This is a genomic window from Nonomuraea sp. NPDC049378, from assembly GCF_055586745.1.
In genome coordinates this window covers 199,079-218,633 of the sequence record NZ_JBVJHP010000012.1, presented here as the reverse complement: position 1 = coordinate 218,633, position 19,555 = coordinate 199,079, and the positions used below count along the sequence as shown (strand labels likewise).

The window sequence follows — 19,555 nt, the reverse complement described above, 5'->3', positions numbered from 1 at the left end:
AGGCGCGTCCTGCGGCGATGATGAGGGACATGGAGACAGCCCCGGTGCCGCCGATCTCCACCATGGGTGCCATTGTCACGGTGGAGCGTGTGCTCGCCCGAACCCCCGCCCTAGCCGTCCTGCTGCCGATGATCCAGGCCTTCGACACCGGCTGCCTGCTGAACATCGACGTCGTGGCCCGCAACGCCGCGGCGCCGCGCGGCCTGGCGCTGCAGCTCGACTCCGCGTTCTCCGGCGAGGAGAGCACGTCGCTGCACATCACGCTGCGCTATCCGGACGGCGCCGAAGTCGCCTCCGACGCCGACCACCACTGCGCGCCGCCGAGCCTTTCCTGGTTTCCCGGCGGCGTGCGCGGCGACGCGACGTTCACCCTCTACCAGACGCCCCTGTGGCTGCATCCGCTGCCGCCGCCGGAGGACTTCGTCCTCACCATGGAGTGGCCGTGGGCCGGCATCGGCCTCGAGATCGTGCGGCTCGACGGCGCCGCCATCGCGGGCGCGGCGGCGCGGTCGAAGCACTGCTGGCCGTCCTGGGGGGCCACCGAGGCGCACTGAACCCTTCAGTAAGACTTCTGCGTCTGTACGTTGAAGTCGTCCATCCTGACCTGCTTGGCCGGGTCGGTGAGCGGATGGTCGATCCGCAGCACGTCGAGGCCCTGGCGCATGTCGCTGGAGTAGATGTAGCCGTTGTAGTAGTACGCGGACCAGGAGCCCACGGTGCCGCCGGTCTCGTCGGGCCCGCGCTCGAAGAAGCCGATCTCCTTCGGGTTGGCGGAGTCGGTGAAGTCCCAGATCGACACCCCGCCCTGGTACCACGACTGGACCATGACGTCCTTGCCCGGCACCGGGATCAGGGAGCCGTTGTGGGCGACGCAGTTCTCGTCCGGCTGCTGCTCCCTCGGGATCTTGAAGTAGCTGCGCCGCTCCAACTGGCCGTTGATCAGGTCGTAGACGGCGTCCGCGCCCTTCGTGGGAGGGGTGTTCCTGTCGCAGGTGGCCATGGCGCCGCCGCCGAGCTCGTCACCGAACACGATCTTGGTGCCGTCGTTGTTGAACGTCGCCGAGTGCCAGATCTGGAAGTTCTCAGGGTCGTTCAGCCGCTGGACGACCTTCGGCTCGACCGGGTCGGTGATGTCCATGATCACACCGTCGCCGAAGCAGGCGGCCGCGGCCACGTTCTTCTCCGGGTAGGCGGTGATGTCGTGGCAGCCGGAGCCGCCCTCGCTGTTGGAGCGCTCAGGGAAGAGGTCCGGCTTCGCCGCCATCTTCGCCGACCGCGGGTCCTGCACCGGGATCTCCACGATCTGGATGAGCTCGTGGGGCGGCTGGCAGGTCTCCGACTCGGGCTCCGGGCCCGGCGAGGAGACGTACACGTACAAGGTCTCCCCGGCGGGGACCATCGTGTGCGTGTGGGAGCCGCAGTCGGTCTGGACCGCGCTGACGTATCTGGGGCTCTTCTTGTCGCTGATGTCGAAGATGCGCAGACCTTCCCAGCTGCGGCGGTCATCGCGGGAGTCGCACTCCGGGCCGCTGCGCGGCTCGTCGATCGACAGGATGAGCAGGTCGCCGTAGACGGTGACGTCGTTCTGCTGCGCCGGGCAGGACACCTGGCTGACGATCTGCGGCTTCGTCGGGTCGCTGATGTCGTAGATCGTGAACCCGCCGAAGTTGCCCATGTACGCGTAGTCGCCCTGGAAGGCGAGGTCCGTATTGAGGTCTTCCGAACCGTTTAACGGGGCAGTTCTCGGAATGTTGGCGACGTGTTCCACATTGTCGCTCTTCATCACGCCGTCCGCGGTGGTTCTTGCTGGAGCGCCGGTCTCCTGCGACGACCCTGCGGGCGTTTCGGGCATGCCCCCCAGCGGGACTCCGGCGCACGCGGAGGCCAGCAGCATGACCGTACACAGCAACGCTCCGCGCAGCTTGGCAGAGATCAACGCGCATTCCCCTTCATGTTGTGGCTCAGTATGGAAGCTATGTCAGCAGGTTCGACGCCGCGCACGGTCTTTATCACGGTTCTGACCATATTGGGCCTAAGCGCCTGCTCGCAGCCGTCTGCCCAACCCTCTGCCGTGGGTACGGAGGCGCCGGTCATCGTGCCCGGCAGCCCAGGAGGCCAGGGGCGCACGGCGACACCGGGGGAGCGGCTCGGGCAGACGCCCGCCCCGACCGTGGCCTCCGACGTACGTTTCGCCGAGGCCATGATCCCGCATCATCGCCAGGCTCTGGAAATGACGGCGCTCGTGGAAGACCGCACGACCACGTCCACCATCCGTTCGATCGCCCGCGCGATCGACGCCGCCCAGCTGCCGGAGATCAAGGGCATGACCAACTGGCTCGCCGAGCTGGGCCGCTCCGCCCCGTCGGGACACGACCACGGGGAGGCCGAGGGCTACGGGATGGCGACCGAGCAGCAGCTGAACGCGCTGGGCGCGGCCAAGGGGACCGCCTTCGACCGGTTGTTCCTCCAGCTGATGATCAGACATCACCAGGGTGCGGTGAAGATGGCGGGAGAGCAGCTCGCGACCGGCCGGGACCGACGCATGCGGCTGCTCGCCAAGGATGTGTACTCGGGTCAGAGCATTGAGATCACCCGCATGAAGCGGGTGCTGGAATCGCTGCCGGCCTAGCGCCGGGGCCGGAGGGTGCTCCGGCCGGGGGACACCGGGGGCACGGGGTCGCTTCCGGTCACGAGGTCGCTTCCGGTCACGAGGGCCAGAGCATGTTGGTCAGCTCGCTGTCGAGATCCATGAAGTCGGTCTCGCGGCCCGCGGGCACCTTCTCGTACGTGCGGTGGAGGAACTCCGTGAGCGGGGCCAGCGGCACTTCGAAGAGCGCCTGCCCGAACGGTGACGTGAGACTGATGTGCAGCGTGCGCTCGCCGTCGGCACGGGCGGGCCACACCTGCACGTCGCCGTCGCCGACACGTCGCACGATGCCCACGGTCAACAGTTCGCGAGCAAAGATCCACTCGACCGGCTCGTCGTTCCCTACGTGGAAGGCCATGCGGATGGCGTATGGGTCGTCAGCTGTGTAACTCAACCCGGCGAGCAGGGGGACGGTTGTACGGTCGGGGACCACAAGCCGAAGGCCAAGCTCGGCGGAGACGGTGGTGCTGTTCATCGTCAGCCAAACCTTTTCGTCGTAGGTCCCCTCTACGGGGCTTTCACTGCTCTGATGGACTTCGTCCTGAGCCATGACGCAGGGAACGAAGAAACCCGTAGGAAAGATTCCGCTCCTAGGGCCTTCTGTAACGCACATCACAGCTGGACATTTGGGCATCTACCAGGCTAAACGGCATCAATCGGGTCGTATTTGCAAGGGTTTTGCGTGCGGTGGACCGTGTTCCGGAGGCGTCGGTCATGAACGTTTCTTGCGAAATGATCGCGACCGGCGTCTTCCGGAACACGACTGATGGTATGCCACCGACCCGCCATGCCGATGGGCAACCGCCGCGTTTCACCCGAATCCCTACGGCTGCGCCGATCCGACCCTCGCCGACCCCCTCCCGCCGCCCGGCCCACCCCCTTCTGATCACATCGCTTCGCCAGCAGGCGCCAGAGTGCGGTATGGTTTTCCCCGTCGGCACCAAGCGGAGCCGGCAGGGCGGGCGATTAGCTCAGCGGGAGAGCGCTTCGTTCACACCGAAGAGGTCACTGGTTCGATCCCAGTATCGCCCACCGAGGTCAAAGGCCACCTCCCAACGCGGGACGTGGCCTTTTTGATCTTCTAGGGCGGCATGTCCGATCATCCGGGGGATGTTCTCGATGGGGACGCCGTCCGCCGACAACAGCGACACGAAGCTGTGCCTCATCTCCCGAGGGGTCCACTCGGAACCGACCAGGCCGGCCCTGGTGATGACCCGCCGGAACTCGCGACGGACGTTGCCCGCACTCATCGCGGTGCCGTTTCGGGTGGCGAACACCAGACGTGCCTGATCGTCCTCGCCCGGGGGCATTCCACGGGCGTCCAGGTGCTCCCAGAGTACGACCTGGGCACGGACACACCGATGAGGGAACTGGAGCGTACGGCGCGGCAGGTCTCGGCGCGCTCGCTGCGGTCCAGGTGGTCTGGGATGTCCAACTGGTGTGCCGGGTCCACTCCACGCGACGTTGCCATCCGCAAGGTGAAGTCGCGCAAGGGTCTTATGGATCTACATCGTAGAGAAGTAGGTATGAGCCTGCGCTGCGAACGCTGACGGGAAGGCTCGCCTGACGCAGGTCAAGAGAGTGGCGGGTCCTTCCGGGCTTGATCCAGGTCGATGGCCCAGATCCACAGCCGCTCGGAGGGCGCCACGCGGTGGTAGCCGAAGAGGACGGCTCTGGACAGCAGCGCTTGCGTCCCGCCTTCGCGCCACGCCTTGCGCCGGCGGGGCACCGACCGACTGGCGAGCCGCTCAACCCGAGCCACCTCGCGCAGAATCAGGAACGGAGCGGTACCCCGGTAGGGTAGGTAGTGATGCCGTCGCGACGGTGCCGGCCAGAGCGGCGCCGACAGTCATTCCGATGTCGAGCCAGTTCCTGGAGTCATCCAAGGAGTCGTTGGCGAAGTGAACGGCGGCGCCGCCCTGCTTTGCCAGGAATACGGTAGGGGGGTATGGTGTTGTTCTGGGCGATCGACAAGGGGAGGGGTGGACATGGCCGGATACAGCGGTAGCAAGCAGGACCACGCCATGCGGTTGCGCCGTATCGAGGGGCAGGTCCGCGGGCTGCAGCGGATGGTCGAAAACGACAAATACTGCATCGACATCCTGACTCAGGTGTCGGCGGCGACCAGCGCGCTGAAGTCGTTCTCCCTGTCGATGCTCGAAGAGCACCTGGCCCACTGCGTCACTGAGGCCACGCTGAAGGGCGGGCCGGAGGCTGACGCCAAGGTCAAGGAGGCCTCCGAGGCGATCGCCAGACTCGTGCGTTCCTGACCCTGCCGACCTGAAGGAGAGACCGATATGAGCACCACATCCACCTACACCGTCAAGGGCATGACCTGCGGCCACTGCGTCAGTTCGGTCAGGGAGGAGGTCAGCGAAGTGACCGGGGTCGCCAACGTCGAGGTGGACTTGGCGACCGGGCTGCTGACCGTGGACAGCGACGGCCTTATTGACTCAGCCAAGATCATCGCTGCCGTTGAAGAGGCCGGTTACGAGGTGGCGAACCGGTGAACACCCCAGTCAAGCTCGGCTCATACGTCCTGGGACTGGCCGTCGTTTTCGGCGGTGCTCTGGGCGCGGGCAAGGTGGTGGGACCGGTGGGGACGCCCCCGGCCGAGGACCACGCCGCCATGACAGCGCCCACCGCGAGCGCGAGCGCGAGTGCGGGCCACGGGGAGCACGCCACCGAGCAGGTGGAGGACGATACCCCCGGAGGGCTCCAAGTGTCCGAGAGCGGTTACACCCTTCACCCGCTCACCGCGACGATCAAGCCGGATGAGCCGACCGACTTCCGCTTCTCGGTGACCGGGCCTGACGGTGAGCCGGTCACCGACTACCAGGTTGAGCACGACAAGAAGCTTCACTTCATCGTCGTGTCCCGCGACCTGAGCACCTTCCTGCATCTCCACCCCACCGAAGCAGGTGACGGCGTCTGGTCGGTCAAGCTGACCCTGCCCGGCGCGGGAGCGTACCGGGCCTTCGCCGACTTCGTCCCCACGGGTGGCAAGGCTTTGACGTTGGGCACAGACCTGCTCGTCGCCGGCGATTTCGAGCCGAAGGCGCTGCCGCAGGCCAGCCGTACGGCGAGCGTCGACGGATACGAGGTCACCCTCGACGGCGAGCTGACGCCCGGCCAGTCGAGCAAGCTCACCCTCAAGGTCAGCAAGGACGGCAAGCCGGTCACTGACCTGCAGCCCTACCTCGGCGCCTACGGCCACGTCGTGGCGCTGCGCGCCAGGGACCTTGCCTACTTGCACGTCCATCCCGACGGAGAGCCCGGCGACGGTGAGACCGAGCCCGGGCCGGAGATCGTCTTCTATGCCGAAGCGCCCAGCACCGGCGACTACCGGCTGTTCCTCGACTTCCAGCACAAGGGCGAGGTCCGCACCGCGGACTTCACCCTCGGCGCTGGGGAGCGGCCGGCGATCCCGACCTCCACGCCGACGCCCACATCCACCGGGCACGCCGACGACGGCCACAGCCACTGAGCGAGAGAAAGGAGAACGGTGATGACCCAGGTCACCGATGACCGGCAGAACGCGGTCGAGCTCTCGATCGGCGGCATGACCTGCGCCTCGTGCGCCAACCGCATCGAGCGCAAGCTGAACAAGATGGACGGCGTGACCGCGACGGTCAATTACGCGACGGAAAAGGCGAAGGTCACCTTCCCCGAGGACGTCAACCCGCAGCAGCTCATCGCGGAGGTGGAGAAGGCCGGATACACGGCCGCGCTGCCCGCCCCGCCCACAACGGAGGCGGCCGAGCAGGAGCCGGAGGACGAGCTCCAGCCGCTGCGCCACCGCCTCATCACTTCCGTGGTGCTGTCGGTCCCGGTGGTGGCCATGGCGATGATCCCGCCCCTGCAGTTCACGAACTGGCAGTGGTTGTCGCTGGTACTGGCCGCTCCCGTGGTGGCGTATGCGGGCTGGCCCTTCCACAAGGCAGCCTGGACCAACCTGCGCCACGGCGCGGCCACCATGGACACGCTGATCTCGGTCGGCACCCTGGCCGCGCTGGGCTGGTCGCTGTGGGCGCTGTTCGTCGGCACCGCCGGCACGCCCGGCATGACGCACCCGTTCACGTTCACCATCGAGCGCACCGACGGCTCCGGCAACATCTATCTGGAGACGGCCGCCGCGGTGACGGCGTTCATCCTGGCCGGGCGCTACTTCGAGGCCCGCTCCAAGCGGCGCGCCGGCTCTGCGCTGAGGGCCTTGCTGGAGCTGGGCGCCAAGGACGTGGAGCTGGCCGACGGCCGGCGCGTGCCGGTCGAGCAGCTCACGGCGGGCGACCGGTTCGTGGTCCGGCCGGGCGAGAAGATCGCTACTGACGGCGTGGTCGAGGAAGGTTCCTCGGCCGTGGACGCCTCGATGCTCACCGGCGAATCCGTCCCGGTCGAGGTCGGCGTGGGCGATGCGGTCACCGGCGCCACCGTGAACGCGGGCGGCAGGCTCATCGTCCGGGCAACCCGGGTCGGCGCCGACACCCAGCTGGCCCAGATGGCCAAGCTGGTCGAGGAGGCGCAGACCGGCAAGGCGCAGGTGCAGCGGCTGGCCGACCGCATCTCCGGCGTCTTCGTGCCGATCGTGATCGCACTCGCCCTCGGTACGCTGGGCTTCTGGCTCGGCACCGGCGACGGTGTCGGGGCGGCCTTCACGGCGGCGGTCGCGGTGCTGATCATCGCCTGCCCGTGCGCACTCGGTCTGGCCACGCCGACTGCGCTGCTGGTCGGGACCGGCCGAGGCGCGCAGCTCGGCATCCTGATCAAGGGGCCGGAGGTGCTGGAGTCCACCCGCAAGATCAATACTGTGGTGCTGGACAAGACCGGCACGGTCACCGAGGGCAGGATGACCCTCACGGCCGTCCACGTGGCCGAGGGGACGAGCGAGGACGAGGTGCTGCGCCTGGCAGGTGCGCTGGAATACGCCTCCGAGCACCCGATCGCCCAGGCCATAGCCAAGGGTGCCGCTGCCCGCGTCGGCGAACTGCCCGCGCCGGAGGATTTCGCCAACGTCGAAGGGCTCGGCGTTCAAGGCATCGTCGACGGCCACGCGGTCCTGGTCGGCCGCCCCCGGCTGCTGGAGGAGTGGTCCCAGCACCTTCCGGCCGACCTGGAACGGGACTTTCACGAGGCCCAAGCCGGCGGCCGCACCGCGGTCGCGGTCGGCTGGGACGGCCAGGCACGGGCGGTGCTCGTGGTGGCCGACGCGGTCAAGCCGACCAGCAAGGAGGCCATCGCCCAGCTCCGTGCCCTCGGTCTCACACCGGTGCTGCTGACCGGCGACAACGAGGCCGTGGCCAAGACCGTCGCGGCCGAGGTGGGCATCGACGAGGTGATCGCCGAGGTGCTGCCCGCAGACAAGGTCGACGTGGTCAAGCGCCTGCAGTCCGAGGGCAAGGTCGTGGCCATGGTCGGTGACGGGGTCAACGACGCTGCCGCGCTGGCCCAGGCCGACCTGGGGCTGGCCATGGGCACCGGCACCGACGCCGCCATAGAGGCGAGCGACCTCACACTGGTACGGGGCGACCTGCGGGTAGCCGCCGACGCCATCCGGCTGTCCCGTAAGACGCTCAGCACGATCAAGGGCAATCTGTTCTGGGCCTTCGCCTACAACGTGGCCGCCCTGCCGCTGGCGGCGCTCGGCTTGCTCAACCCGATGATCGCAGGAGCGGCGATGGCGTTCTCCAGCGTCTTCGTGGTCAGCAACAGCCTGCGCCTGCGGCGCTTCAAGTAGCAGTGCCGGGATGGCTCCACGCCGTACGGCGTGGAGCCATCCTCCTCTTGCTCAGGTGCCGCGGATCGGGTGCGATCGGGAGCGACCTCGACCCGTACCGGTCCGACCGCGCGGCTTCTACGGCCGGCTGTGCTGCCAGACGCAGCACGCATCGACATCCTGACCCAGGTCTCCGCGGCCACCAGCGCACTGAAGTCATTCTCCCTGGCCCTGCCTGAGGAGCACCTTGCCCACTGCGTCTCCGAAGCCACCCGCCAGGGCGGCCCGGATGCCGAGGCGGAAGTCAAGGAGCCCGGCGACGCCGTCGCCAGGCTGGTGCGTTCTCGACCCGCCTTTCCTCACGTAGAGGGCAGGCGCAGCCGTTTGAGCGCGAGGGCGTTGACGGCCACGATCACGCTCGATCCCGACATCGACAGCGCGGCGATCTCAGGCCGAAGCACGAGCCCGAACGCCGGCTCGAACACCCCGGCGGCGACAGGCAGGGCGAGCGCGTTGTAGCCGATGGCCCAGCCCAGGTTCTGCCGCATCTTGCGCAACGTACCCCGGCCGATGCGCAGGGCCGTGGGCACGTCCAGCGGGTCGGAGCGCATCAGCACCACATCGGCGGTTTCGATGGCCACGTCCGTGCCGGCGCCGATGGCGATGCCCAGGTCGGCCTGGGCGAGTGCCGGGGCGTCGTTGACGCCGTCCCCGACCATGGCCACCTTGCGGCTGCCTGCCCGGAGCTCAGCGATCTTGGCCGCCTTGTCTCGCGGGAGCACTTCGGCGATCACGGTGTCGATGCCGAGCTGCCGCGCGATCCGCTCCGCGGTCGCGGCATTGTCTCCCGTGAGCATCACCACCTCGACGCCGAGCTCATGCAGCGTGGCAACGGCAGCAGAGGACGTGTCCCGCGCCGCGTCCGCGATGCCGATGATGCCGGCCACCGTGTTGTCCACGGCGACCACGACGGCGGTGCGGCCGCCCTCGGCCAGTTCCCGCCGCCTGCCCGCCAGTTTCCCGAGCTCCACCCCTTCCCGCTCCAGCAGCCGCCGGTTGCCGACCACGACCTTGCGCCGGTTGACCTGCGCGACAGCGCCGTGTCCGGGGACGTTCTCGAAGTGCTCGGCCCTCATCGGCGCCAAGCCCAGGCCATCCGCGTGCCGGACGATCGCCTCGGCCAGCGGATGCTCTGACTCCCGCTCGACGGCAGCGACCAGGCGCAGGAACTCGTCGTCCGGCAGCGTGTCACCTGCCACCACATCGGTGACCTCCGGCTCGCCCTTGGTCAAGGTGCCGGTCTTGTCCATCACCACGACCTGAATGCGGGCCGAGGACTCGAGCGCCATCGCATTCTTGAACAACACCCCACGCTTGGCCCCCAGCCCGGTGCCCACCATGATGGCGGTGGGGGTCGCCAGGCCGAGCGCGTCGGGACAGGTGATGACGACGACCGTGATGGCGAACAGGATCGCGACGCTGAACGGCTGCCCTGCGGCCAGCAGCCAGACCGCGAAGGTGAGGACCCCTCCGATCAATGCCACGAGGACGAGCCAGAACGCCGCCCGGTCGGCCAGCCGCTGCCCCGGCGCCTTGGAGTTCTGCGCCTGCTGGACGAGGTGGACGATCTGTGCCAGGGCGGTGTCGGCTCCCACCTTGGTCGCGCGCACCCTGAGCGTGCCGTTGCGGTTGACGGTGGCACCGATGACGGCAGAACGCGGCTCCTTGTGCACCGGCAGGCTCTCGCCGGTGACCATCGACTCGTCGACCTCGCTCTGACCCTCTTCGACGGTGCCGTCGACCGGAATCTTGGAGCCAGGACGGACCAGCAGGAGGTCGCCGACCATCACCTCGGCGGTCGGGACCTCGACCGGCTGACCATCACGAACAACCGTCGCCTTGGGCGGGGCCAGGTCGAGCAGGGCACGGATGGCGTCGTTGGCGCCGCCCCTCGCCCGCATTTCGAACCAGTGGCCGAGCAGTACGAAGGCGGCCAGGACGGTGGCGGCCTCGTAGAACACCTCGCCGCCGCCGGTGAGCGTGACGACCAGGGAGTACAACCAGCCGGCGCCGACCGCGACCGCGACGAGAACCATCATGTCGAGGGTGCGGGCGCGAAGTGCGCGGACGGCTCCGTCGAAGAAGATCCAGCACGAGTAGAAGATCACCGGCAGGCTGAGCAGCAGCGCCCAGACGTCTTGACGCCATCCGAACGGGACAGGCAGGTCCAGCCCGAACACCTCCGTGCCGATCGGAGACCACAACACGATCGGGATGGAGAAGATCGCGGCCACCAGGAAGCGGTTGCGCATGTCGGTGACCATCGAGGCCATCGACATCCCGGCATGGCCGCCGTGTCCCATCATGTCGTGAGGTGACGCCGTTTCTTCGGCATGCGTTGCGTGACCAGCGGGCGCAGCCACGGCGCTCGCGCCTGGCGGGTCAGGCTCAGCCATGGGATCGCAGATGTGAGAGGGCACCGACTGCCCGGCGCAGTGATAGCCACATTCGGTGATCCACGTACGCAGCTCGGCGAGGGACGTGACGCGCGGATCGAAACGCACCGTCGCCGTCTGGGCGGCAGCGTTGGCCTCGACCTGCAGCACGCCTGGGCGCCGGCCCAGGGTGGCCACGACGACGTTCTGTTCGGAAGCCCAGTGCAGCCCGCTGACGTCAAGGATCGCAGTGCTGGGTTCCTTGTCTTCGCCAGGTCGATCAGGGACGTAGTCGCTCATGGTTGTCACCTCCCACAGAGCTCTACTTCACGATGGCTCATCGTAGAACCGGTACCCGCTAAGGCTTTGGTCAGTCCGGAGGTGCTGCATACGGCATTGGGCTGTACTACTGCGGCTGATCGTAGATGTGCTTGGGGCGCCTCGATTGCTGGGTAGGGCCGTCACTCGCGACGGGAGGGAACATGACTTCACAGGTTGCGGAGATGCTTTCCGCGTATCCACAGGACCTCGGCCACGTCGACCAGGAGAAGCAGCGCGAGCTGACCGCCGCTCTCGGCTGAACGTGACAGTGCGAGAGGGAGAGCACCCGTGGCAGCGAGCAGACGCCGGCGGTCCACGGCTGTGAACGCGGCTGCCTGACCAGGCAGCTTGCCGGAGGCGGACCAGGTCTTCCCGGAGTCCTGGCTGATGTGGATTCGGCCCTCGGCTCCCGCTCTACGAGCACGTCGCCTGCGAGGACGTCGATGTGGCTGAGGAGGGGGGCTTTCGTGACCTTGCTGTGGTGCAGCCTGCCGTTGGTGCTGACCTTCAGCCCGTCGGGTGTGGTGGCGTAGACGCGTGACGGCTGCTCGGCGCCGGCGGGCTGGATGGAGTGGAAGTCGGCGGAGCCGTCCTCCGACGGCGTCTTCCAGGTGCGTCCGGAGTCCGTCGACTTGACAAGGCCGAGGTGGGGCGGGTGTTCCGGCGAGACGTCCTCGGGCGAGGGGTGTCCGCTGGCCAGGAACGTCTTCGGGCCGGTGATGGCAAAGCCCATGTGGTCTTGGTCGTGGACTCGAGCTCTCCTGGGCCACGCACCATGTGACAGTCCCTCCACCCGGGTCTGTTCACATGCTACCGGCGATCGTAGAAGCGTGGCCTCAGCGTGTCTTCTCGTCACACCAGGGAAGCCAGGCGATCGCCCGCCAGGATGGCGCGTTTGACGCGGATCAGGTCCTTGGGCGCGTTCACCGCGACGGCGCCTACCAGAGCGCCGTGCTTGGCGAAGGCGACGGCGAACCGCCCCTCGCGCGGGTCGCCGGTCACGACGCGGGTCTCGTCCGCCAGGTGCGGCAGGCCGGCCGTCTGGATGCGGGCGCCGTGCACGTGGGTGGCGAAGGACGGCAGGTCGGCGAAGGGCTTGGCGTTGTCCGGACCGGCCAGCAGGTTGAGCGCCGCGGCGGCGCCCTGGTCGTTGGCGTTCGACCAGTGTTCGACGCGTACCATGGCGCCGCCGTACAGGCTGTGCGGCCAGCGTGCCACGTCACCCGCGGCGACCACGTCCTCCGCTCCCGACGCGAACAGGCGCTCGTCGCAGACCACCCCGTCGCTCAGCGTCAGCCCGCTGCCTTCCAGCCAGTCGGTGTTCGGGACGACGCCCATGCCCGCGATGACCAGGTCGGCGGGCAGCGTCCGGCCGTCGCTCAATCGCACGCCCGTTACCCTGCCGTTCTGATCGAAGCCGGTCACGCGGGTCCCGGTGACGAGTTCGACGCCGTTGTCCCGGTGATGGGCGGCCAGCCAGCGTGCGGTCTCGGCGCCGACGACCTTCTCCATCGGGTGCGGCGACGTGTCCACGAGGGTGACGCCGAGCCCGAGGGCTCGAGCGGTCGAGGCGACCTCTCCTCCGATGAAGCCACCGCCGATCACGACGACGTCGCCGGGTCCTGCGGCCAGTTCGGCGCGCAGCGCCAGGGAATCCTCGACGGTGCGCAGGGTGTACACGCCGTCGGGGGTGTCCGGCAGGTGGCGTGGGCGGGCGCCGGTGGCGATGACCAGGCCGTCGTAGCGAATTTCCGAGGCATCGTCCAGGATGAGCCGGCGCTGAGACGGGGCCAGCCGTACGGCATGGCGGCCCTGTAGCCAGCGGTTGCCGAGCTCCTCGGCGCCTGGGAGAGTGACCTCGTCATCGCCCCTGAGCATGCTCTTGGACAGCGGGGGGCGATTGTAGGGAAGGTGCTTCTCAGCCCCTACCAGGGTGATCGTGCCGTCGAAGCCCTCACGTCGCAGAGCCTGAAACGCACGAAAGCCAGCCAGCGAAGCTCCGACGATGGCGATGGAGTTGAGTTCTCTCATGAGGGACGACCATACCCCTAAGGGGTATATGTGTGAACGTGATTTAGATCTCATATACCCATAGGGGGTTACGGTTGTCAGAGATGCTGCGCTGCCGTATGGTCAACTCGCCCGTATACCTGATAGGGGTATTTGTCGAGGGGAGTCATGATGAGCAATGCGACCTACACCGTAAGTGGGATGACCTGTGGCCACTGCGTGGGCACCGTGAAGGCCGAAGTCGGCAAGATCGCCGGTGTCACGGCGGTCGATGTCGACCTGGCCACCGGCCAGGTAACCGTGACGGGGAACGAGCCGATCGAGGAAGCTCTTGTGCGCGATGCCGTAGAAGAAGCGGGCTACGAGCTGGTCTCCGCCTGACCGGGCCTCGAAGAGGGCCCTGGCGGGAGAGCCGCGGTGAACGGTTGACGGCCGGGTGCCGTGCATCTGTGTGTGCCGGCACCCGGCCGGCTCCTGGCAGGTGCTACGAGCCGCACTAGTACACCGGCAGGTGCCGTGACATGCCTTCGTTCCCGGGAGATTCGCACCATGAAGGGCTGGCTGACGGGGTGGGGCAAGGCCGCGCCGGAGGGCGGCATGGGACACGACATGCCCGGCGTCATGTCCGAGAAGGAGATGACCAAGCTCAAGGCGGCCAAGGGCACGGAGTTCGACAAGCTGTTCGCGCAGCGGATGATCGCCCACCACAAGGGCGCGATCGAGATGGCCCGCACCCAGCAGGCCGGTGGGTCGAACCCGCAGGCCAAAGAGTTGGCCGCAACCATAGAGACCACGCAGCAGGCCGAGGTGGAGGAACTGCAGAAGATCCTCGACCGGCTCTGATTTCATGACCCGTCCGAGCGCGATGGACGCCCGGACGGGTCATGTCCCGCGAGGTCGGGTGACGCCGATGGCAGCGCCTGATGGCGTGATGTCCGTCCGCATTGGGACGTCCGGGAAGCGGACCAGCGTGACCGCCTGGTTGCCGCTGGCCGCGAGCGCCTCTCGCATGAGGGACGTGCGCGCCTTCAAAGGCCATCGCCTGCTCGAACGGGGCGGCACGGGCGACTGGCGTGCGCAGCGCGAGCGCTCAGCAGACCGGCCGCCCACCTGACGGGGCGCTCCGGCCGCAGTGGCCTGCGCGGCCCGCCGCGGACCGAGATCAGTGGTGATAGGCGTGTACGACTGCGTGGCCCTTGCCCCGGCCGATGATCCACTTGTTGATCGGGGTGGTGACCAGGAAGGCCACCAGCAACGCGAAGGCGAGGGCTCCCCAGAACAGGCCGGAGGTCAACGTGGCGTCCATGGCGCCGGGGACGGCGAGCATCACGCCGTTGTCCACGATCTCCATCACGAGGATCGACGCGGTGTCGGCGGCCAGCGCTAGCTTGATCGCAGCGCGCCAGCTCACGCCGGCCCGGCGCAGCGGCAGCAAGGTGAGCAGGTAGCCGAAGAAGAAGGCCAGCACCACGGCCAGGGCGATGGAGGGAGCGGTGCTCCAGCCTAGCCAGGTTGCGATGACCAGCCCCAGCACCTCGCCGATGGCGCACCCGGTCAGGCAGTGCAACGTGGCTGAGGCGGCCATCGACCATGACGCCTTGCCCGTGTGCCCCTGGTGCGTTCCCTGGGTGGGGTGGTGTTGGGCATGCACGGCGCGCTGGTCCTGCGTGGGCGGGTTGTGCTCAGCCATCGGCCCCTCCTCAACGGTATGGGTTAGAGGTCATTCATCCCGAAGCTATACCCCCCTTGGGTATGTGGCAAGTGAGGCTGGCGGCGAGGGCTGCATGCTGGCGTGGCACGGCATCTCCGCGGCGAAACCTGGACTGGGAGAGTTGCGGCTGGGCCGGCGTGTGACTGGCTGCGGCGAGGCGGCAGGGTGTCGTGAAGTGGTGCGGGTCCGAGGGGCTACCGCATAGGAGTATGTGGAGCAGGCGAAACGCTGGCCGGGGCAGGTGGCTCGGCTGATGCCGGTGGCCTGCACCATGGTGGGCGCAGTGGCGCCGCACGGTCTCCGTCATCTCGACGCTGCGCACAGAAGCGGGCGGCGCGGGAGTGGACCGTGTGCCTGGCCGCGGTAGTGAGTGTGGAAGCGTGCGGGGAGGTCGGGCGGGCTTCGAGGCGTCGCGGAACAGGGGCAGGACGGGGGAGGGCCCGGTGAGGTGGCGGGAATGCCTCCCGCCCATATACCCTTAGGGGGTATAAATGGAGCTAAGGAGATCGTATGCGACGCCTTACCGCGCTGGAGCCCGCCGAAGCACCCGGGAAATCCCGTGAGCTCCTGGAGGACATCGTCGCCAGGAGGGGCGGTGTGGGAGCCATGGTCGCCACCATGGCTCATTCGCCGGCCCTGTTGCAGGGCTACCTGGAGCTGTCCCGTGCCATGAAGCGCGTCAAGCTGCCTCGTGCTCTCGGCGAGAAGATCTCGCTCGCCGTGCAGGAGTGGATCGGCTGCGCCTACTGCCTGGAAGCACACACGGAGGCGGCACGTGCGGCAGGGCTGAGCGAGAGCGACATCGCACTCGCTCGTCAGGGATCGGCCACGGACACGCGCGAGGCGGCCCTCATCGCGATGGCGGTCCGTATTCTGGCCGAGCCGTCCTCCGTCGGCGACGACGATGTGGCGGAGCTGCGCGCACATGGCTGGAGTGACAGGATCATCGCCGAGATCCCGGGAGTGGTCGCCCTGAACCAGCTCACCGGCACGTTCAACCTCCTCGCCGGGCTCGAACCCGCGGCGCCGGAAGCCTAGGGGCGGCCTGCGCGACGCGGGCGGTCAGCATCGCCTGGAAGTCCGCGTAAGTGGCGAAGTCCTCGTGGTCGCAGGTCAACGCGCAGTCGATGCGTTCTGGCGACGCTTGGGCCCGGGCGACGCGCCCGAACCAGGCTCCGGCGGTGGCGATGGAGGATCTCGCGGCGGGCGGTGGGCTCCGGGGCGGTGAACATCTCGCGGAGGTCCTCCCAAGCGATGCCCGCTTCCCTGGCGCGGAGGACCACCGCGATTCGGTACAGATCGATGCGGCTGTAGCGGCGCCGGCCACCCTCGGCGCGGGCGGGGGCGCGCAGCGATCCCGGATGGGATCACCAGTCTTGACCGGGCTCTGTGGTGGTGCCGTGATGCGTGCAATGCCCTTCGTCATCCCCCGCACCACGGATGGCTCAGGACGGATGAGGTTGGTTCTGCCGGTTCGTGCGGCCGGGTGTCAATAGCGCGGCGGCGACGGCGCCGACCGCCGCTGCGACGGCCGCCACGATGAACCCGTTGGTGAAGCCGCTCAGCGTGGTCCCGACCAGGCTCGCGGCTGCGACGCTCGACACGACCGCGGCTCCGATGGAGGCGCCGAACTCGTGGAAGGTGCTCACGATGCCGGAGGCGATCCCGGCTTCATGGGGCGCCACCTGCCCGAGCGCGGTCGCTGAGGCGATGACGAACATCGCGCCGGTGCCCGCCGCCGCGACGGCCACGCCGAGCACGACGCTGACCGTGTTCATCGACACCGCCGGTACGGCCAGGCCGATCGCCGCGACCGTCAGGCCCGCGACGGCCAGCCGGCGTCCACCCCATCGGCCGAGCATGCGTCCGGTCAGATGGGCGCCGAGCATCGTCGCCAGCGCCACCGGCAGGAACAGCAGCCCTGCCTGCAAGGCGCCGTATCCGACAGCGTGCTGGAAGTAGAAGGTGCCCAGGAAGAACACGGCGATCATCAGCGCCGTTGCCATCAGGATGAGGAAAGCGCCGGTCGCCACAGGCCGCCTGGCCAGCATCCGGACGTCCATCAGGGGTGACCGGGCCCGCCGCTGCCAGAGCACGAACAGCACATAGCCCACGGCGGCCGCCAGGACGAGCCATCCGGTGAGCGCGCTGAGCCAGCCCCGCTCGCCTGCGGCGATGAGGGCGTAGATCAACGACGCGGAGGAGGACGTCACCAGAATCGCGCCGAGGGCGTCGAGCCTTGGCCGGTCGGCGGACGTGGCCGGCCGGGCCGGCAGCAGAGCGGCGAGCACTGCGGCGATCACGAGCCCGATGGGCACGTTGACATAGAAGACCCATGACCATCCTGGGCCTGCGGTGAGCAGGCCGCCGAGGAGGACACCGAGGGCGGCGCCACCACCGCCCAGCGCGGACCAGACGCCCAGAGCCTTGTTCCGCTCCTCTCCGTCGAACAGCGCCACCACCAGCGACAAGGCGGAGGGCGACAGGAGCGCCGCCCCGACGCCCTGCGCCACGCGACCGCCCACCAGCATGCCCGCGGACCCGGCCAGCCCGGTGACCAGCGATGCGACGGCGAACAGAAGCAGTCCGGCGAGCACGACCGGCTTGGCTCCTACGAGGTCCGTGATCCGTCCGCCGAGCAGCATCAGTCCGCCGAAGGTGAGCGTGTAGGCGCTGACCGTCCAGGTCAGCGCCTCGCGGCCGAGTTCGAGGTCCGTCCCGATGTGGGGCAGTGCTATGGCCACGACGGTGACGTCGAGGATCAGCATGAGCTGGGCCACCCCGAGGAAACCAAGGATGTGCCACCGGGCCGGATGCGGCTCCTGGGGTGAGACCTGCCGTACTTCTGGTTGGGCCATCAGTTCTCCTCCATGCACATAACTCGTACTCTCGTGTACGAGATCTAGTCGACACTATAACCTGTATATGCACATACGAGTTAAACTGGTGGAATGGCTGCACCCTCCGCGCGCTCCAGGCGCCGCGCCGATGCCGAGCGCAACATCGCCCGCATCGTGTCCACAGCGCGCGCATTGCTGAGTTCGGATCCGAACACGACCACGGACGACATCGCGCAGGCCGCAGGTGTCGGGCGGATGACCCTGTACGGGCACTTTCGCACTCGGGCAGACCTGGTCGAAGCCGCACTCATGGACGCCCTGCGAGCCGGCGACGAAACCCTGTCGTCCCTCGACCTGACGGGGGACGCCCACGAAGCCATGACCCGCCTACTGGCGTCGAGCTGGGAGATCGTGGCCGAGTCCGCGGCGCTGCTTACCGCCGCCGAGACAGTCCTCCCCGCAGGCCGGGTCCGCGAACTGCACGCCGAACCCGCTCGACGCATGGCCGAGCTCATCCGCCGCGGCCAGGAACAAGGCGTCTTCCGCGCCGATCTTCCCACCACCTGGCTGGTGAGCCTCGTCCACTACATCCTGCACGGGGCGGCGAGCGAGGTACGCGTGGGACGCCTGCCCTCACACGACGCCGGTGACATGGTGACGAAGTCCGTTCAATCGGTGCTGACCGGCTAGAAGCACTGTCCGGAAATGCAGAGCCGCCTTCTTGGGGCTGGCCCGCGGCTGCGGCTTCGCCGTCGTCGTGACCGAGTCCAGGATTTCCACGCCGCAGTGGACTCCTGAGGCTCGGGCGCGGTCCGTCATCCCGGACCGCGCCCGTTCACCCCCCGCTTAACAGTGAGGTGCGGGTCGCCTCAGCTCACGACCTTCGCCTCGACGTTGTGCGCCAGCGGCAGCCCGGTCACCTTGATGTCGCGGGTCTCGATCTTCTGAGCCGTGATGCTGTACTCCGCGCTGCCCTCACCGGGCTTTTGCATGTCGTACTTGGCGTGGAACGTCCATTCGCAGGTGAAAAGCGTTGTGAAGGCCTGGGGACCTACTTGTACGGCTAAGTACGTCTCGAAGGTGTCGGTGATCGTGACGCTACGAAGATCCTGGCCCTTCTGCCACTTGGTCGGCACTGCCCATGTCGGGGAGTCGTCGCGGATGAGGACCACCGGCTCACCGGGCGGGATATCGTCGGTCTGGCCCTTGTACCAGGGCGGCTGGCTGGTGTCCAAGGACCGCTCGAACGAGTAGTCGACTTTTAGCCCGTCATACTCGGCGACCCGGCTGCTTGTGACGAACTGCAGGACGCCGGCCTTCGTCGCGTCCGTATTGTCCCCGTCGGCCTTGAGCGCCGTGAGAACCTTGAACAGACCGAAACGTATCCAGATCGTCGGGGGCTGGAAGGCGTATCCGGCGAGAGCGCCCCTGAGGTGCTGATTCACCTCGACGATCGGCGGATGGGCAAGCACCATCGGAGTGGCGAATTGCAGAGAGCGCCCGCCGACGACCTCCGTGTGGTCGGGGGAGAACGAGCGGGCTTCGTAGAACTTCTGCGCGCTGAAGTAGTCGTCCTCGCCCAGGTGCACGGCGAACTCCTTGAGCTGGGCCCGCCACGGGTCACCCAGCCTGTAGATGGCCGAGGCCTCCGCCAGCGCCGTGCGAATGCTCTCCATGTCGGAGGCGAGGTTTCCCTCCGGCCCGTTGTAGGTGACGCCGTTCAGCACGGCGGTGACGAACTCGTCCTCCTCCTCCAGTCCGGCGAGGTGGACCAGCACCTGAAGTGTCTCGAGGTGCTCCTGACCCGCTTCGCTCTCGTACCGCTGTGCCGCGTAGTTGGACGCCGAGAACATGCCCTCTCCCACTGTCGTCGGGACT

19 protein-coding genes, 1 tRNA gene and 2 pseudogenes are annotated in these 19,555 nt (G+C 67.9%); 13 read left to right on the top strand and 9 right to left on the bottom strand.

The features are described from left to right. The first annotated feature begins 29 nt into the window (after positions 1–29). The gene (locus tag ACZ6SA_RS26355; protein ID WP_347643869.1) at positions 30–554 is read left to right on the top strand and encodes a hypothetical protein; all 525 of its coding nucleotides are present in this window, start codon (positions 30–32) and stop codon (positions 552–554) included. Positions 555–559: 5 nt separating this feature from the next. Here the strand turns inward: ACZ6SA_RS26355 and ACZ6SA_RS26350 are convergent, their stop codons facing one another. Further along, positions 560–1,936 carry an LVIVD repeat-containing protein gene (locus tag ACZ6SA_RS26350; RefSeq protein ID WP_465831043.1) on the bottom strand — a complete coding sequence of 459 codons (1,377 nt, stop codon included), beginning with the start codon at positions 1,934–1,936 and terminating at the stop codon, positions 560–562. Positions 1,937–2,071: 135 nt separating this feature from the next. Here ACZ6SA_RS26350 and ACZ6SA_RS26345 point away from each other — a divergent pair, with 135 nt between their 5' ends. Beyond that, complete coding sequence (locus tag ACZ6SA_RS26345; protein WP_465831041.1) at positions 2,072–2,629, top strand: DUF305 domain-containing protein; 558 nt, start codon at positions 2,072–2,074, stop codon at positions 2,627–2,629. 76 nt (positions 2,630–2,705) lie between these two features. Here the strand turns inward: ACZ6SA_RS26345 and ACZ6SA_RS26340 are convergent, their stop codons facing one another. Further along, positions 2,706–3,122, bottom strand: a complete 417-nt coding sequence (locus ACZ6SA_RS26340; RefSeq protein ID WP_132341648.1) for an SsgA family sporulation/cell division regulator — start codon at positions 3,120–3,122, stop codon at positions 2,706–2,708. Positions 3,123–3,607: 485 nt separating this feature from the next. On the opposite strand from ACZ6SA_RS26340, the gene ACZ6SA_RS26335 reads away from it, so the two are divergent. Next, a tRNA-Val gene (locus ACZ6SA_RS26335) sits at positions 3,608–3,679 on the top strand. 62 nt (positions 3,680–3,741) lie between these two features. Here the strand turns inward: ACZ6SA_RS26335 and ACZ6SA_RS26330 are convergent. Further along, positions 3,742–3,957: pseudogene (locus ACZ6SA_RS26330) on the bottom strand (tyrosine-type recombinase/integrase); the annotation flags it as partial. A 678-nt stretch (positions 3,958–4,635) separates the two neighbouring features. Between ACZ6SA_RS26330 and ACZ6SA_RS26325 the strand changes: the two are divergent. The 5 genes and pseudogenes from ACZ6SA_RS26325 to ACZ6SA_RS26305 form a co-directional block, all read left to right on the top strand. Continuing rightward, positions 4,636–4,917: a metal-sensitive transcriptional regulator gene (locus ACZ6SA_RS26325; RefSeq protein ID WP_465831039.1), complete on the top strand. Its 282-nt coding sequence runs from the start codon at positions 4,636–4,638 to the stop codon at positions 4,915–4,917. A gap of 27 nt (positions 4,918–4,944) precedes the next feature. Further along, positions 4,945–5,157 (top strand): heavy-metal-associated domain-containing protein, encoded by a 213-nt coding sequence (locus tag ACZ6SA_RS26320; RefSeq protein WP_465831037.1) that lies wholly within the window; start codon positions 4,945–4,947, stop codon positions 5,155–5,157. After that, positions 5,154–6,134: a hypothetical protein gene (locus ACZ6SA_RS26315; protein WP_465831035.1), complete on the top strand. Its 981-nt coding sequence runs from the start codon at positions 5,154–5,156 to the stop codon at positions 6,132–6,134. The genes ACZ6SA_RS26320 and ACZ6SA_RS26315 overlap by 4 nt, the downstream gene beginning before the upstream one ends. 21 nt (positions 6,135–6,155) lie before the next feature. Next, positions 6,156–8,381, top strand: a complete 2,226-nt coding sequence (locus tag ACZ6SA_RS26310; RefSeq protein ID WP_347643863.1) for a heavy metal translocating P-type ATPase — start codon at positions 6,156–6,158, stop codon at positions 8,379–8,381. Between the two features lie 30 nt (positions 8,382–8,411). Continuing rightward, a pseudogene (locus ACZ6SA_RS26305) lies at positions 8,412–8,657 on the top strand (metal-sensing transcriptional repressor); the annotation flags it as partial. A gap of 62 nt (positions 8,658–8,719) precedes the next feature. Here ACZ6SA_RS26305 and ACZ6SA_RS26300 read toward each other — a convergent pair. After that, complete coding sequence (locus ACZ6SA_RS26300) at positions 8,720–11,095, bottom strand: heavy metal translocating P-type ATPase (RefSeq protein ID WP_465831032.1); 2,376 nt, start codon at positions 11,093–11,095, stop codon at positions 8,720–8,722. An 873-nt stretch (positions 11,096–11,968) separates the two neighbouring features. After that, positions 11,969–13,147 (bottom strand): NAD(P)/FAD-dependent oxidoreductase, encoded by a 1,179-nt coding sequence (locus tag ACZ6SA_RS26295; protein WP_465831030.1) that lies wholly within the window; start codon positions 13,145–13,147, stop codon positions 11,969–11,971. 150 nt (positions 13,148–13,297) lie between these two features. On the opposite strand from ACZ6SA_RS26295, the gene ACZ6SA_RS26290 reads away from it, so the two are divergent. From ACZ6SA_RS26290 to ACZ6SA_RS26280, 3 genes are all read left to right on the top strand, one after another. Further along, the gene (locus tag ACZ6SA_RS26290) at positions 13,298–13,507 is read left to right on the top strand and encodes a heavy-metal-associated domain-containing protein (protein ID WP_347643860.1); all 210 of its coding nucleotides are present in this window, start codon (positions 13,298–13,300) and stop codon (positions 13,505–13,507) included. Between the two features lie 60 nt (positions 13,508–13,567). Further along, positions 13,568–13,969, top strand: a complete 402-nt coding sequence (locus ACZ6SA_RS26285; protein ID WP_465831028.1) for a DUF305 domain-containing protein — start codon at positions 13,568–13,570, stop codon at positions 13,967–13,969. A gap of 88 nt (positions 13,970–14,057) precedes the next feature. Continuing rightward, a complete protein-coding gene (locus ACZ6SA_RS26280) occupies positions 14,058–14,240 on the top strand; it encodes a hypothetical protein (RefSeq protein ID WP_465831026.1) in 183 nt (60 codons plus the stop codon). A gap of 48 nt (positions 14,241–14,288) precedes the next feature. On the opposite strand, the gene ACZ6SA_RS26275 is transcribed toward ACZ6SA_RS26280, so the two are convergent. Further along, positions 14,289–14,816, bottom strand: coding sequence for a DUF4396 domain-containing protein (locus ACZ6SA_RS26275; protein ID WP_465831024.1), 528 nt, complete (start codon positions 14,814–14,816; stop codon positions 14,289–14,291). A 531-nt stretch (positions 14,817–15,347) separates the two neighbouring features. On the opposite strand from ACZ6SA_RS26275, the gene ACZ6SA_RS26270 reads away from it, so the two are divergent. Next, the gene (locus ACZ6SA_RS26270) at positions 15,348–15,875 is read left to right on the top strand and encodes a carboxymuconolactone decarboxylase family protein (protein WP_465831022.1); all 528 of its coding nucleotides are present in this window, start codon (positions 15,348–15,350) and stop codon (positions 15,873–15,875) included. Here ACZ6SA_RS26270 and ACZ6SA_RS26265 read toward each other — a convergent pair. Both ACZ6SA_RS26265 and ACZ6SA_RS26260 read right to left on the bottom strand, forming a co-directional pair. Next, positions 15,872–16,189, bottom strand: a complete 318-nt coding sequence (locus tag ACZ6SA_RS26265; protein WP_465831182.1) for a MerR family transcriptional regulator — start codon at positions 16,187–16,189, stop codon at positions 15,872–15,874. The genes ACZ6SA_RS26270 and ACZ6SA_RS26265 overlap by 4 nt on opposite strands. Positions 16,190–16,282: 93 nt before the next feature. Beyond that, positions 16,283–17,695, bottom strand: coding sequence for an MFS transporter (locus ACZ6SA_RS26260; RefSeq protein WP_465831020.1), 1,413 nt, complete (start codon positions 17,693–17,695; stop codon positions 16,283–16,285). 93 nt (positions 17,696–17,788) lie between these two features. Between ACZ6SA_RS26260 and ACZ6SA_RS26255 the strand changes: the two genes are divergently transcribed. Continuing rightward, positions 17,789–18,367 (top strand): TetR/AcrR family transcriptional regulator, encoded by a 579-nt coding sequence (locus tag ACZ6SA_RS26255; protein ID WP_347643854.1) that lies wholly within the window; start codon positions 17,789–17,791, stop codon positions 18,365–18,367. 179 nt (positions 18,368–18,546) lie between these two features. On the opposite strand, the gene ACZ6SA_RS26250 is transcribed toward ACZ6SA_RS26255, so the two are convergent. Further along, entirely contained in the window at positions 18,547–19,530 is a 984-nt protein-coding gene (locus ACZ6SA_RS26250) for a hypothetical protein (RefSeq protein WP_347643853.1), read from the bottom strand. Positions 19,531–19,555: the final 25 nt, after the last annotated feature.